The organism is Neobacillus sp. DZ-9 (assembly GCF_059587065.1).
Window position 1 is genome coordinate 93,754 of the sequence record NZ_JCAIOL010000009.1, and the last position, 14,222, is coordinate 107,975.

The 14,222-nt window shown below is 38.6% G+C and carries 17 protein-coding genes; 12 read left to right on the plus strand and 5 right to left on the minus strand.

Going from position 1 to position 14,222, the window contains the following annotated elements; translation table 11 throughout:
- Window positions 1-247 precede the first annotated feature (247 nt).
- The 5 genes from AC59HZ_RS22860 to AC59HZ_RS22880 all read left to right on the plus strand — a co-directional run bounded on the left by AC59HZ_RS22860 (window position 248) and on the right by AC59HZ_RS22880 (window position 3,200).
- A complete protein-coding gene (locus AC59HZ_RS22860; RefSeq protein WP_496548062.1) occupies window positions 248-991 on the plus strand; it encodes an alpha/beta hydrolase in 744 nt (247 codons plus the stop codon).
- 64 nt (window positions 992-1,055) lie between these two features.
- On the plus strand, window positions 1,056-1,286 hold the full coding sequence (locus AC59HZ_RS22865; protein WP_496548063.1) for a hypothetical protein: 231 nt from the start codon (window positions 1,056-1,058) through the stop codon (window positions 1,284-1,286).
- Window positions 1,287-1,443: 157 nt separating this feature from the next.
- On the plus strand, window positions 1,444-2,049 hold the full coding sequence (locus tag AC59HZ_RS22870) for a TetR/AcrR family transcriptional regulator (RefSeq protein ID WP_496548064.1): 606 nt from the start codon (window positions 1,444-1,446) through the stop codon (window positions 2,047-2,049).
- A 14-nt stretch (window positions 2,050-2,063) separates the two neighbouring features.
- The gene (locus tag AC59HZ_RS22875) at window positions 2,064-2,723 is read left to right on the plus strand and encodes a DUF2306 domain-containing protein (protein ID WP_496548065.1); all 660 of its coding nucleotides are present in this window, start codon (window positions 2,064-2,066) and stop codon (window positions 2,721-2,723) included.
- A gap of 138 nt (window positions 2,724-2,861) precedes the next feature.
- Window positions 2,862-3,200: a YrdB family protein gene (locus AC59HZ_RS22880; RefSeq protein ID WP_496548066.1), complete on the plus strand. Its 339-nt coding sequence runs from the start codon at window positions 2,862-2,864 to the stop codon at window positions 3,198-3,200.
- A 41-nt stretch (window positions 3,201-3,241) separates the two neighbouring features.
- Here the strand turns inward: AC59HZ_RS22880 and AC59HZ_RS22885 are convergent, their stop codons facing one another.
- Entirely contained in the window at window positions 3,242-3,445 is a 204-nt protein-coding gene (locus AC59HZ_RS22885; protein ID WP_496548067.1) for a YbdD/YjiX family protein, read from the minus strand.
- Window positions 3,438-5,513, minus strand: a complete 2,076-nt coding sequence (locus AC59HZ_RS22890; protein WP_496548068.1) for a carbon starvation CstA family protein — start codon at window positions 5,511-5,513, stop codon at window positions 3,438-3,440. The genes AC59HZ_RS22885 and AC59HZ_RS22890 overlap by 8 nt, the downstream gene beginning before the upstream one ends.
- Before the next feature lie 201 nt (window positions 5,514-5,714).
- On the opposite strand from AC59HZ_RS22890, the gene AC59HZ_RS22895 reads away from it, so the two are divergent.
- The 4 genes from AC59HZ_RS22895 to AC59HZ_RS22910 all read left to right on the plus strand — a co-directional run bounded on the left by AC59HZ_RS22895 (window position 5,715) and on the right by AC59HZ_RS22910 (window position 9,546).
- A complete protein-coding gene (locus AC59HZ_RS22895; RefSeq protein WP_496548069.1) occupies window positions 5,715-6,476 on the plus strand; it encodes a threonine/serine exporter family protein in 762 nt (253 codons plus the stop codon).
- A 12-nt stretch (window positions 6,477-6,488) separates the two neighbouring features.
- Window positions 6,489-6,932 carry a threonine/serine exporter family protein gene (locus tag AC59HZ_RS22900; protein ID WP_496548070.1) on the plus strand — a complete coding sequence of 148 codons (444 nt, stop codon included), beginning with the start codon at window positions 6,489-6,491 and terminating at the stop codon, window positions 6,930-6,932.
- 187 nt (window positions 6,933-7,119) lie between these two features.
- Window positions 7,120-7,866 (plus strand): C39 family peptidase, encoded by a 747-nt coding sequence (locus AC59HZ_RS22905; protein WP_496548071.1) that lies wholly within the window; start codon window positions 7,120-7,122, stop codon window positions 7,864-7,866.
- Between the two features lie 651 nt (window positions 7,867-8,517).
- Entirely contained in the window at window positions 8,518-9,546 is a 1,029-nt protein-coding gene (locus AC59HZ_RS22910) for an ion channel (RefSeq protein ID WP_496548072.1), read from the plus strand.
- A 368-nt stretch (window positions 9,547-9,914) separates the two neighbouring features.
- Here AC59HZ_RS22910 and AC59HZ_RS22915 read toward each other — a convergent pair whose 3' ends face one another.
- From AC59HZ_RS22915 to AC59HZ_RS22925, 3 genes are read right to left on the minus strand one after another with little or no spacing between them, the layout of a single operon-like run.
- Complete coding sequence (locus AC59HZ_RS22915; protein ID WP_223589589.1) at window positions 9,915-10,301, minus strand: DUF350 domain-containing protein; 387 nt, start codon at window positions 10,299-10,301, stop codon at window positions 9,915-9,917.
- A 12-nt stretch (window positions 10,302-10,313) separates the two neighbouring features.
- Window positions 10,314-11,534 (minus strand): glutathionylspermidine synthase family protein, encoded by a 1,221-nt coding sequence (locus AC59HZ_RS22920; RefSeq protein ID WP_496548073.1) that lies wholly within the window; start codon window positions 11,532-11,534, stop codon window positions 10,314-10,316.
- A 3-nt stretch (window positions 11,535-11,537) separates the two neighbouring features.
- Window positions 11,538-11,804: a hypothetical protein gene (locus tag AC59HZ_RS22925; RefSeq protein WP_496548205.1), complete on the minus strand. Its 267-nt coding sequence runs from the start codon at window positions 11,802-11,804 to the stop codon at window positions 11,538-11,540.
- Between the two features lie 137 nt (window positions 11,805-11,941).
- Here AC59HZ_RS22925 and AC59HZ_RS22930 point away from each other — a divergent pair, with 137 nt between their 5' ends.
- From AC59HZ_RS22930 to AC59HZ_RS22940, 3 genes are all read left to right on the plus strand, one after another.
- Complete coding sequence (locus tag AC59HZ_RS22930) at window positions 11,942-12,388, plus strand: hypothetical protein (protein ID WP_496548074.1); 447 nt, start codon at window positions 11,942-11,944, stop codon at window positions 12,386-12,388.
- Between the two features lie 92 nt (window positions 12,389-12,480).
- Window positions 12,481-13,752, plus strand: a complete 1,272-nt coding sequence (locus AC59HZ_RS22935) for an ATP-binding protein (RefSeq protein ID WP_496548075.1) — start codon at window positions 12,481-12,483, stop codon at window positions 13,750-13,752.
- A 92-nt stretch (window positions 13,753-13,844) separates the two neighbouring features.
- Window positions 13,845-14,012: a hypothetical protein gene (locus AC59HZ_RS22940; protein ID WP_496548216.1), complete on the plus strand. Its 168-nt coding sequence runs from the start codon at window positions 13,845-13,847 to the stop codon at window positions 14,010-14,012.
- Window positions 14,013-14,222: the final 210 nt, after the last annotated feature.

Consider the following 14,222-nt stretch of genomic DNA (forward strand, 5'->3'; position numbering starts at 1 on the left):
AATGCCCGTTAAGGTGAAAAAAGAGCGAAGCGGTAATTAGGAAGGTCTCCAAATGCCTGTTAAGGCGGAAAAAGGAGCGCGACGGTAATTAGGACAGTCCGCAAAAGGCCTTAAAGGTTAATAAAGAGGCTTCACGGTCTTTGAGAAAGTTCTATAGAATCTCAATTAGTAATTTTTGAACAGGCAGGTTTTTTATCCATGAGAGCGAATACATATTGAATAGGACATGTTTGGAGGGATAAGAAAGATGACTGAAAAATATCCTGTTTTAGAAGGCGCAGAACCGTTTTATTTTGAAGGTAATCATGTCGGAATTTTAATATCACATGGCTTTACCGGGACAACCCAGAGTATGATCCCGCTTGGAGCGGCATACGCTAGAGCAGGTTACACGGTGTGTGGACCGCGCCTTAAAGGACATGGAACACATTATGAAGATATGGAAAAAACCACTTATCGGGATTGGATTGATTCGATTGAAGAGGGGTTCCAATGGTTAAAAGAGCGGTGTGATACCATATTTGTGACGGGACTTTCCATGGGCGGGACTCTTACGCTTTATATGGCTGAAAATCACCCGGAAATTCGCGCGATTATCCCAATCAATGCAGCGGTGGATATCCCTGGAATGAACCCAGTTCGCCAGTTGGAAGAGGTTAGATTTTTAGATGGCGTGGGATCAGATATTAAAAAGCCGGAAGTGAAAGAGCTGGCTTATGAAAAAACGCCAGTCCAATCGGTAAAGGAAATTTTAACTTTTATGGACCAAGTTAGAGCTGACCTCCATAAGATTAACTGTCCTTCATTAATATTTGTTTCTAATGAGGACCATGTCGTTCCTCCCAATAATTCGAAAATAATCTTTGATGGAATCAGTTCTGAGGAAAAAGAAATACATCACATGAATGACAGCTATCATGTGGCTACACTTGATAATGATCAACAGGTAATAATCGAAAGAACACTACAATTTATCGAAAAAAATCTTTAGGAGACAATTTAGTTGTCTTCTTTTTTATATTCTTGGAACAATATGAGAGAAAGGAGGCCGTTAAATGGAACATTACGAAGCATTTTTGCGAAGCAAGAACTGGATTGATAATGATTTGGATGCAAGGTACATAAATGTTAACCATCCATATGCTATCTTGATTTCTAGTGACGAAGGACAAATTACTTTAAGAGGTAACTCTGGCCTTGATAACGGTCAAAACGGCGAAGAAATTTTCTCTTTTACTTCCTTGAAAGATCTTCAGGAATGGTTTGAAAACAATATTGGGGAGTAGTGCAGTACACGACGGGTTGAATGAAACTCGTCCTTTTTTATTTTTACCAAAAAAAGTATTTACAAATTTTCCATTAGTTGTATAATTAACACTGTAATTTAAGTTAACGGTGTTAACAAAAAACTGTGTTAAAAATGTTTTGGAGTGTGAAGTAAATATGGGCACCAAAGAAAGACGAAAACGGGAAATTGAGGAGATGAGGCTCGAGATCATTGAAGCGGCGGTCCAGTTGTTTCTAATAGACGGGTACGAAAATGTTTCGATGAGAAAAATCGCACAGCAAATCGATTATTCAGCAACAGCTATTTATAAATATTTTGCCAACAAAGAGGAAATTTTGATTCATTTATTAAAACACGGCTATGCCATCTTTCTAACACACTTAAAAGAAGGTGTTGCTAATTGTACCTCTGGTGATGCTGGGGAAAGATTGAAAGCGTTGTTATATGCCTATATCGATTTTGGATTAAAGTATCCTGAATATTACCGGTTAATCTTCGTTGAAAATCTGCATCAGCTTCAAAAGGTAATGACAGAAGAAGATGACCGGGTAAGAGGGTTTGTATTACTAACCGGAATGGTAATGGCTGCAATGAATGAGGGAGTGCTGAAGAATCACGATGCACAAATGGCTGCACAATCTTTATGGGCGTCACTTCATGGCATCACAAGTCTTTTAATAACCTTTCCGGACTTTCACTGGCATGAAAAAGAAGGATTTGTAGATTTTCAGGTCAATGCGATGATAAAGGGATTAACGTGAGGAGGAAGAGGCAGATGGCAAATCGCAAAATAAATTGGAAGGTTTGGTTAAGTTATTTTGTTGTCTTTGGTTTCATTGGATACATTTTAGTGATGTATGGGTTGAACGATCCTCGCAAGACTGGAATTGTTTCCGGAAAGTTAGAAAATCCTAATTTCCATTATAATACATGGAAAGTCTTATTTTTCTTTCATATTACTACAGGATCGATTGCTCTAATTCTCGGGCCATTTCAGTTATTAAAAGCAAGCCGGAAAAAAATTAAAATACATCGTACTCTGGGAAAAATATATGCAACATCTATTCTTCTAAGCGTTCCCGCGGGAATTTACCTTGCGTTTTATGCAACAGGCGGGATTGGTGGAACAATTGGGTTTCTTATTCTTGATGCAGTGTGGTTTTTGACCACGTTCATGGGACTTAAAAGAATACGGGAACGAAAGATTCAGAGCCACCAGGAATGGATGATCCGCAGTTATGCCATAACACTTGTCTTTGTCACCTTCCGTTTCCTTGTACCAATCTTCATGTTTATTCTCCATCTAGGATTTTTCATTAGTTTTCCACTTGCCGTCATTGTTGGGATCGTCATTAATTTATCATTGAGTGAAAGATTTCTAAAAAGGATACGAAAAGGTAACATAAAAACTAATCCCATTATCATCAAGGGATAAAGAATTTGGTTTTTAACCGTTTTTGGCCTGCAAATTTGATTATTTTTTGTAAAAAACTATAAAAATTATGATGTACGAATACTCCTGCTCTGGAGTGAATATGAAATTATAGATTACATCATAAAAAGGGAGTAATAGATGGAAGCATTAAAAGCTATTAATCTCGGTATTCGATTCCTTTTAGAAATCATGGTGCTTGTGATATTAGGCTATTGGGGATTTCATGTTTCACAAGGAACAATCATCAAAATCTTACTCGGTATCGGAACACCCCTACTTGTAGCAGTAATATGGGGAATGTTTGGGGCACCGAAGGCACCATACGTACTAAGTGGATTCTCTTTTTTAATATTAGAGATTGTCATTTTTGGATTACCAGCAGTTGCTTTGTTTAATACCGAAAAGCAATCACTAGCCCTCCTTTATGGTCTAATCGTAGTTGTAAATCTATTTTTTTTGAAAATTTGGCACCAATAAAAAAACTGCCTGCACCTAAATAGGTGTCAGGCCGTTTTGATTTAACAGCACCTTGATACTTTACCGCCCTTTGCATTGTAACGGGCTTCCTGTGCCTCACAAAAAAACTCTTTTCGTGATTTTACTGTCTCACCAGGGTGATGCAATTCCATATGCTTAACGTAGGTTTCATAGCTGGGAACACCTACTAGGAGACTAATAAATTGCTTTCTGAAGGAATTAAGTTCCTTTAATTTGTTAAGCATATTTTTGAAAATCCCCTTTGTCTCGAGGCACATATGGCGATTCGTGCAGCGGTAATTTGTGGTTAGAGATTACTTTAAACCAAATCCGAATTGCTGAGATTAATACAACAATAACAACTGCCATGAATATTCCTGTTAGGGTAGCATCCACATAATCATTTATTAAAACTTGTTTCATTTGCGCAGCAGTCGTTGCTGGAGCAATTATTTTACCGCCATCATAAGCCTCTTTATAAATTTTCGCATGTGCCAAGAAGCCGATTTTTGGATTGTCATGGAATAATTTTTGCCATCCTGCTGTTAAAGTAACAATCAACAGCCATGTTGTTGGCAGCAGTGTCACCCAAACATACGCTTTTTTGCCCATTTTATAAAGAATTGTTGTACCTAAGAGGAGGGCAATGGCGGCGAGCATTTGATTGGCAATACCGAATAGCGGCCATAAGGTATTAATTCCTCCAAGCGGGTCAATGACACCCTGATACAAGAAGTAACCCCAGAAGAGCACGCAAAGTGCAGTCGCTATGATATTTGGAATAAGCGCTTCTGTTTTTGCAAATGGCTTATAGGCAGTTCCAATCAGGTCCTGAATCATAAAGCGCCCTACACGTGTTCCTGCATCAATCGTTGTTAAAATGAACAAAGCTTCGAAAAGGATGGCAAAATGGTACCAAAACGCCATTAAAGCTTTACCGCCAATTACCTTTGAGAAAATAACAGCCATCCCAATTGCAAGTGTGGGTGCACCGCCAGTTCTTGAGAGAATGGTTTGCTCCCCTACGTTACTTGCAATGGTTTTTAAATCATCCGGAGTGACCGTAAATCCCCAGCTTGAAACCGTTGAGGCCGCTTGAACAACATCGGTGCCTATAAGAGCGGCAGGGCTGTTGATGGCAAAATACACACCAGGGTGCAATACACATGCCGCAATCATCGCCATAACCGCTACGAACGATTCTGTCAGCATGGCTCCATAGCCAATCGGCTGGGCATGTGATTCCCTTTCAATCATTTTTGGCGTAGTACCGGAAGAGACCAGTGCATGGAATCCAGAAACAGATCCACAGGCAATAGTAATAAATAAGAATGGGAAAAGGTTTCCAGCAAACACTGGGCCTGTTCCATCAATAAACTTTGTAACGCCTGACATTTCAAGATTAGGGGCAACAATAATAATGCCCAAGGCAAGTGCAAGGATAGTCCCAACCTTTAAGAAGGTACTTAGATAATCACGAGGGGCGAGCAGCAGCCAAACAGGTAAAACCGACGCAACAAAACCATAGATAATCATCATGATGGCAATGGTTTCACCCTTAAAGGTAAACATCGCTGCCAGCGTTGGATTTTCAGCAACTGTTTGTCCAAAGAATAAGGAAAGGAGCAAAAGCACAATACCAATCGCTGATGCCTCACCAACGCGGCCTGGACGGATAAAGCGCATATAAATCCCCATGAAAATAGCAATCGGAATCGTTGCGGCGATGGTGAACATACCCCAAGGACTTCCTACAAGCGCTTTCACAACTACCAATGCTAAAACAGCTAATAAAATAATCATAATGCCTAAAATACCAATCATTGAAACAATACCCGTAAATTTTCCCATTTCATCCTTGATCATTTCACCAAGAGATTTACCGTTTCGGCGCATGGATCCAAAAAGAATAATAAAGTCTTGAACAGCACCAGCTAACACAACCCCCACTACTATCCAAAGGGTTCCCGGTAAATATCCCATTTGAGCTGCCAGGATTGGTCCTACTAATGGACCGGCACCGGCAATTGCAGCGAAGTGGTGTCCAAAGAGCACCCATTTGTTTGTGGGAACATAGTCTTTTCCATCATTATGTATTTCTGCTGGTGTTTTCCTTGAGTCATCAAGCTGGAAAACCTTTCGAGCAATAAACTTGCTGTAAAAACGGTAAGCAATCGCATAGACGCAAACAGCAGCTGTTAACAGCCAAATCGCATTGATGCTTTCGCCATTGTTTAAGGCCATCACTGCAAAGCCTGCCGCTCCTAGGGCTGCAATCACACCCCAGATTAGAATGGATCTTAATGCTTTCAAAACATATCGCCACCTTTTGCTAAAATATGACAATAGTATAATTCATTTTTTAAAATTTAAATAATTAATTTTTCCTAAATTAAACATTTTTGTGAATCTTTAAAACAAATCTTTAACACAGCCTAAATCAAAGATAATTGCTTCAAACCTTAGTTTTGATTAAACTAAGAAACAAATGTTGAAATATGTGGTGAAAAATTAATGGAAAAACAAGTTGAACAAACCTATGACATTATGGAGGTCTGCCTGCTAGCAGGAAAAATCATGCTGCAAAGCGGCGGGGAAACGTATCGGGTTGAGGATACGATGATGCGGATTGCTGCCTCCTTTGGCATTGTAAAAACACATAGTTATGTAACACCGACCGGAATCATTTTTTCTGCTGAAGGAGCGGAACCGACAAAGACTAAGTTAATCAGGATTTCCGAGCGGTCAACAGATTTGAAGAAGGTTGCCTTGGTAAACAGTGTTTCTAGAAGGATTAGCAGCGGAGAATTGAAACTTGAAGAAGCATTAGTTCAATTGAAAGAAATCGATTCCTTAAATCTTACTTTTCCTTTCATGGTTCAAGTGGCTGCTGCATCGTTGGCAAGCGGCTGTTTTATGATTATGTTTAATGGGGGCTGGAATGATTTTATCCCCTCGCTCATTTCGGGTGGAATTGGCTATCTTAGTTTTGTTTATTTTCACAGGTTCGTCCCAATTAAGTTTTTCTCGGAGTTTTTAGCTTCGTTCATAATTGGGTTGATGTCTTTTATATTTGTAAAAATTGGTGTTGGCCACCAATTAGATAAAATTATAATCGGTTCGGTCATGACCTTAGTTCCGGGGCTTCTGGTAACGAATGCGATCAGAGATTTAATGGCAGGACATTTAGTTTCAGGGCTGTCAAAAGGGGCAGAGGCGTTTCTTACGGCCTTTGGCATTGGGGCAGGAATTGCGGTCGTCCTATCATTTTTGTAAGGGTGGATAAAATTGGCTATACTGGCACAGTTAATCACGAGTTTTATTGCAACAGGTGCATTTGGCATAATTTTTAATGCACCAAAAGAATCTTTAGTAAAATGTGGACTTATAGGTATGGGCGGCTGGCTCATCTACTATCTTCTCGAAGATTTTTCAGGTGATGCCGTTTTCGCTACGTTGGCTGCGACTGTTTTTGTCGCTGTCATTAGTCAGGAGCTTGCAAAGTTTTATAAAATGCCTGTTATCATTTTTAGTGTGGCCGGAATTATTCCTTTAGTACCTGGCGGCTTGGCGTATGATGCGATGCGGAACTTTGTTGAGAACGACTATAATTCTGCTTTAGGGTCTGCGGCAAAAGTACTTATGCTTGCCGGATCGATTGCCTTCGGTTTAGTTTTTTCTGAAGTTATTAACCAGGTATTAAAAAAGCTTAATCTAAATAAAAGAACTTAAAAGAAATGCTCTTTTGCTTTTTTCAGCAAAAGAGCATTTCTTTTAAGGAAAACTTAAGATTATCTGATTATTATGTAATTGGAAATGATTTTCCTTTATCGTTTGGGGATTTTTTGGTATGGTAAAGTAGTATATTACTAGTATGAATTTTCAGCCAAGTCTATAACAAGGATGGAATTAATCTGATATGAAAAAAATGTTAATCATCGGTATTATTTTAATAATAACCTTTTTTAGCGCAAAGAGTATTTTGGCGGTGAAATCGAGCGAGGCTTTACCAGAATTTAAGGCTGTTAATACTCCATTGATTACGAGAGAGGTAGCTTTACAGAAAGGAAGCCCCATTTTACCCGATAATAAACTATTAGATGTACCCTTGTTAAATCAAATGGAAAAACCGCTTTTATATAATGGGTGCGAGGTTACTAGTCTAGCCATGATTTTAAATTACAACGGTGTAAAAGTAACGAAAAACGAATTGGCGGAAAATATTAAAACGGTTCCGTTAACCTACAGTAATGGCAAGAAGGGAAACCCAAATGCCGGGTTTGTTGGAGATATGGCACACGGTCCTGGTTTAGGTGTGTATAATGGTCCTGTTTATGAGCTGGCGCAGAAATATGCAGGGGATAAAGCAGTCAATTTAACTGGCAGTCCTTTTACGGATTTATTAAAGAAAGTAAGCCAGGGTCATCCAGTTTGGATTATTACAACGATTAGCTTCGCTCCGGTTTCTGTCTTTCAAACATGGGATACCCCGCAGGGAAAAATCGATATTACCTTTAGTGAACACAGCGTCGTGATCGCAGGCTACGATGAAAATTATATCTATATTAACGATCCATACGGGACCAAAAATAAAAAATTGGATCGAGACAATTTTATTAAAGCTTGGGAGCAAATGGGAAAACAAGCAATTGTAGTTGAAAGTTAATAAAAATTGGCGAAGGCAGAGGAATTATCATCCCTCTGCCTTCTATTTGCTTTGGTTCGCAATTTGAACCCTTAATGTAACTTGTGAGTGGTTGCGTATTTCTAGTCAGCCATCGCAAGGTAAAAACTTATATATAATCGTTGTTTATAAAAAACAAGCTTGCCGCGGTTATTCTTCCACCTGATGGTTTTATACCTAAACGACGTAAGCCCTACCTCTCTTACATCCTAACGGCTCCGAAGCCGATCCAGTGTGAATAAGTTTTTTATTTTAAAACATAAGCAGAATGCCAGAAAAATTCTTACATTGCGTTATTTTTTCTATTACAAGTTACTTTTATTTAAGCACGAAAGAATATTATATATTCTTTTATGTTGTTTTGTCAAATTATTATTTTTAAGCAGGATTTGTATGTAAGTTCCTCTAAATTAATGAAGAAATTATAAAAATGAGGTGAAGCCTATTATGAATCCGTTTGTTTTTGCCTGTATTACTCCCCATGGAGGAGAAATTATTCCAGAGCCTGTAAAAAATTCATTTAACAAATCATGATTTCAATTTTAATTCTCCACCTTTAATAACTGTATAATAAAATTAGAAAAATGAGGGATCGAAGAAATTTTATGGATATTAAAGGGGAGTGGGGCATTAATGATCTTTTTTCGAAAATTGTTTTTAACGGCGTCCCGGTACCGCTACAGAACGGTATTGCTGTTTACAATGTTTTATATTGTTATAAATGCTGAAATTATGAGAATTCTCGAGCCGAAGACCTTTGAAAATACCTTCCATGCCGTATGGTGGATTTTAACGACCATGACAACGGTAGGCTATGGGGATGTTTATCCCACAACACAGTTCGGAAGAACTTGGGCTATGCTCATTGTTTATACATTGGGGATTGGTGTGTTTGGTATGGTGATTGGCATGATTGTCGATGGCGTTTCCCAGTATAAACGGATGAAGGAGGAAGGGAAAATGTCTTTTAGAGGAGAAAATCATTTTGTCATTGTTGGCTGGACGGCTAAAAGTAAGAATACCATTAAGGAACTGTTTATAGCAGAACCAAAAACTGAAATTGTTCTGATAGATGAATTGGAGAAGACCCCTTATGAACATGAAAGGTTTCTTTATATTCAAGGGAGTCCAACTGATGAAGACATTTTGAGAAAAGCAAAGATTGAAAAAGCAAAAGCGGTTTTGTTGTTTGCCCCAGATGGTATCGACAATCCGGATTTAGCGGATGGAAAAACACTTTTAGTTGCTTCCTCCATTGAACGGTACGATGATGACACAGAAAAAGAGATTTATACAATTGCTGAGATTTTAAATGAAAAACATGTTGGTAATTTTAAGCATGTCAAAATCGATGAATTTATCCTCTCGCATGAATCGGTGTCAAACCTAATGGCGAAGTCTGCTCAGACGAAAGGGGCCAGCCACCTCTTCACTCAATTGTTAAGCCGCAAAGACGGTGAGGATGGAAGTGATCTCTGGGAGGTTGAAGTTAGTCCGGAATGGAAAACATATGGGGAGGCATACGAAAGCCTTAAACAAAAAGGGGCGCAGTTAATTGCAGACCGAAGCGATTTGAACATATTGAAAAAATGGAATGAACCTATTCCTAAGGACGCAAGGTTATTTATCATTTGCGACAAGAAGACCTATCTGGCCATATAAAAAATTCAACTTTCTATAAGTTTAAGGGGGACTATGCAGACAACGTCCACGGCAAAAAAGCAAAACCTGTCCTCATGGAGCGTTCATGAGGACAAAATCCACGGCAAAAAAGCAAAACCTGTCCTCATGGAGCGTTCATGAGGACAAAATCCACGGCAAAAGAGCAAAACCTGTCCTCATGAAGCGTTTATGAGGACAAAAACCACGGTAGAAAAGCAAAATCTGTCCTCATGGAGCTTTCATGAGAACAAAAACCACGGCAAAAAAGCAAAAACTGTCTTTATGGAGCTTTCATGAACAGCTCAAGAAAGGTGAACCTGTGGTCCTCATAAAAAGCCTACATGCAAAAGCATGTAGGCATATAGAAATTAATAAGTTAAACAGCCAGCAATAACAACACCGATGGAAATCGATAAAAACATAAGAAAAAGTCCGACTGCTTGGTTATCTTCCTCGATGCTTTGGTTGACATTAAATCGTGGTGTCAGCCATTCCGCTAGATAAAAAACTATAATTTGAGCAAGAATGCCAATCGCTCCCCAAATTACCATGTCCATAAGGGAGATTGAATTGGCAGCGGTTGAATACAAAACGATTGCAAGACCAAGGAGACGGCCGCCAAGTACATAGCTCGCTGCTTTATTTCCTTTCGCCATTAATGAAAATTCCTTAACCTTTGTTGTTACTTCCATTAGAAAAAGGCCCACTAGTAAAAGCCCAAGTGAAACGGCCAAGTATAATAAGAAATTTGCCATTTACGTTCCCCCTTATTTTTTAATTCCCACAGGTAAAAAGTAAGATTCATTCCCCGTGATTTTTCCGCCTGCGCGAATTCCAATGCTGCTTGGCTTGCCGGCAATAAGAAATGAACCGAACACGTAAGATAGCTCCTCCATTCCTTTTTCTGTCTCCAGCGAAACAGTTGGAAGAGGTACATAGGACTGAAAGACAGGAAGTTCATGTTCGTAGGTTTGAAAAGAATTTTGCTCAGTAATCTTGGAATGTTGATTCCAAATTTTAATGGAGTCTCCTTCTCTGCCAAAGGATGGTTTTTGGACAAAGGCACGAGTGCCTATAAATGAATCTGACTCAAGATAGGTAGGAAGCATATATTCCTTTATCCATTTTTGTTCGTCTGCTGAATAAAAGACTCCTTGCTCAGCTAAACCCCAAATTAGACTTTGAATGGATTTGGGCTGGAGAAGAAACGCGGAAACAGGATTGATAATCGAGATTTTCCCTTCCTTTGCAAGCTTTAGTAATTCAATTCCAACAAGGTCGCCTGATTTAGAGTCCTTGTCTTCGATTAAATGCTCAAGTGGATAGGTTTGCCGGTACAAAACATCTATGACTTCGCCGTCTAAATCGAATAAAGCATTATTTGTGATGCGAAGATCACTTAAGGGAACTGTTTTATTTTTAACCTGACAAAGTTGACTTAAATATAGAGTGGTGTTCCAATCCTCCATATGATCTTCGTGGGCCGTGAATACCACGTTCGGTGAGATTTTTCCGGCTGACGCCTCTATTACGGCTTTTGTAATTCCAGAGGAAAGAAGCCGTTCCCCGTCATTATTTGGATTTAGAATATCGAATTCCGCGCAAACCAGTCCGTTCATTTGAAAACATTCCACAATAAATGTTGGCGTGTCGCTATTGAATTCAAGTAATTTAATGCCATTTTTCGTCAGCGCGAAATCGAAACGGGAAATAACCGATTCCGGAAAAAGAGTTTTTTTTCTTAGAAAAGGAAGGCTTCCTTTTGGATATCCGAGTTCAAGCAGCTGATCATCCGTTAGATTCCTAAGCAGAAGGGCTGTCTTAAAAAAAATCTGTCCCATTCTCTCTGTTGCTTGTTTAATCCTAAGGTGGATTTCCTCCGTTATTGGGAATACGTGAAAAAGACTGTACTCGCTCCCGTATAAATCCGACCAAAAGAATGGATATTTCGTATAAAAACTTTTGCGTTTTGCTGCGTAATTGGTCATTTATTAACCCCCAAATCCACCCTTCGATCCGCTCCCGAACCCTCCCTTAAAGCTTGAGGAAGATTTATAGGATTTATAGGAGGAGGATTTTAAGAGGGAAGATTTATTTCGAAAATAGCTTCCCCCGTAATAATAATGTCCATAGTGACTTGAATGGTTGTCATCGCATTGCCACACGCCCTGATCATCGTCCCATTCCCAGTCTCTGCAGCTTTTGTCATTAGGCTTTGGCGGAAGATCATCGGAACAGCCTGAAAGCGTTCCCGCCATAAGAGAAGTAAGAACACCAGTTATTAATAATTGGGTTTTCTTCACCTTACCACTCTCCTTCATTGTTATATATTTTAATTATAAAAGTTAAATGGAGGAAGACAATGGTAAAATTAATGAAAAAGGAGTGATAATTTGTGAGACTGGAATATCGGCTTGATGATGACCACGAGTACCCAGCACTTTGGAATTATATGAATGTTTCTGGCGCAGAAGCAGTGGCAAGGATGTCCTGTGAATTTTTTGTGAAAGAAAGAGAGACCTATGTTGTCACTGCAACAGCGATGGACCCGGATGGGACTGCAGTCATATACATCAAAAAAGAAAGATTTACAAACGATCCAACGGAAATACACTATTCCCATATTGGCTTTGAAGTAAGAGAACTTAACAGAAGCGATTCAACCCTAATAGAGCATAAAGATATCTGGGATCATGAGGAAGTGCTCCCTGCCCTCCACTCGGAGTTTATTTATATACAAAGGGATGGGAAATTTTTCGAGTTTGCCATGGATTCAAGAGAAATAGACGAAGATCGTAATTGTTATGTGTACTATGGGAAATACACTGGTAATAGCAAATAATTTTTTCTAATATAATTTTTTGAAAATTGAAGGAATGTGACGATTTTTGTCGTATTGTTATCCTTATACATGGTTAACTGTGGGGGAATACAATGCTGGCAGAAAAACTTCTTTTGAATTTATTAATCACCATCGCACCTGTCCTTTTTTGTAGCGCACTTTTAGATCATAAGTACAAATTAAATAATCCCTACCTTGTTGGTATATTGCACAGTATTGCGGCACTTGCTTGTATGACTTTTTCATATGCAAACTATGGTTTCTATTGGGACCTCCGATATGTTCCTGTTATTATCGCCTTTTTATACGCAGGGCGGGCGGCAGGGGGTATGGTTTTAACGACCATTATTATCGCCCGTATATTAATGGGGGGAGATACCGTCTTATTTGGACTTGTAAACAGTATATTTACTGCTCTGATTCCATTCCTTATGCTCAAAAAGTTTTGGAACTGCCCGCCAAATAAACGTGTATTCTTAACCATCTTAGCTGGTGGCTGGTCTCTTGTTGTTTGCTATCTATCACTTAGAGCATCCCGCTATTTTGCGGGGGATTTATTTAAATTAGACTTTAATATTCCAGATGTAATCCTTGTTGGATTAATTGAAACAATTGCTATTGCCTTAGCCGCAAAGCTCAATGAAGGAATGATTGAAAGAAATAAAATGAAGCAAGAGATCCAGCGTGCCGAAAAGCTTAATACACTTGGAGAGCTTGCTGCTTCCATTGCACATGAGGTTCGTAATCCATTAACGGTTGTCAAGGGATTTCTTCAGTTGATGCAGCAACAGGAAGCAGGGAAGAATTATGAATATCTTTCACTTGTATTAAGTGAATTAGCTCGTGCGGAATCGATTATCAATGACTACCTGAATTTTGCAAAACCGAAATTTGAAAAAATAGAAGAATTTCTTTTGACCGAGGTATTATCAGAAGTAATGATACTTCTAGCCCCATTGGCATCACAACAAGGTGTTCAGCTAGAAAGCCAGCTTGATTATTCGGACTTTATCCTTTTTACTGATCGTAACCAATTAAAGCAAGCGCTCGTTAATTTGATTAAAAATGCTATTGAAGCAACCCCTGAAGGCGGTAAAGTTACTATACATAACAAATCAGATCAAACCTCGGCAGCGATATTAATCTCTGATACTGGCAAAGGAATGACCCCTGAACAATTATCACGGATTGGAACGTTATTTTATACGACAAAAGATAAAGGTACTGGGCTAGGCACGTCTGTTTCTTTAAGAATTATTGAAACGATGAGCGGGAAAGTTTCCTATAAAAGTGAACCAGGGGTAGGGACAATCGTGACGATGGTACTTCCGGCAGGGAGAAAAGAGGGTCTGGTAAATATTTAACAAGCAAAACTAACCGCACGTTTGACCGGTTAGTTTATTTTTTTTTGATATATTTATATTGTCAAAAAACGACTTTTAAAAAGGTGATTACTATGAATGAATTATTGCCGCTTATGTTAGAGCGTGTTGGAATCCTAATCATTGTTGCATTCCTTCTTTCTAGAATGAAATCTTTTCGTGAGATTATCCATAATGAGCATGGCATTTTTTATGTGGGGATATATTCACCGCGAGTACAGCTGGAATCGAAAGTTTCATAATAAAAAAACAAAAAAAGATGTCATCAGTTCCTAGTGATGACATCTTTTTGATTAAAAAACAGAATTATAAAATAATTATACTTTTTGAATATAGTGTAAAGTGTCATTGTATATTTTATTTGGATTTATATGTAATTGTTGAAGATGTTGTAGTTCCAGTATTTATCCATTGGAAGTAATTCCAAATAATTATATTTTTCAAAAAATATT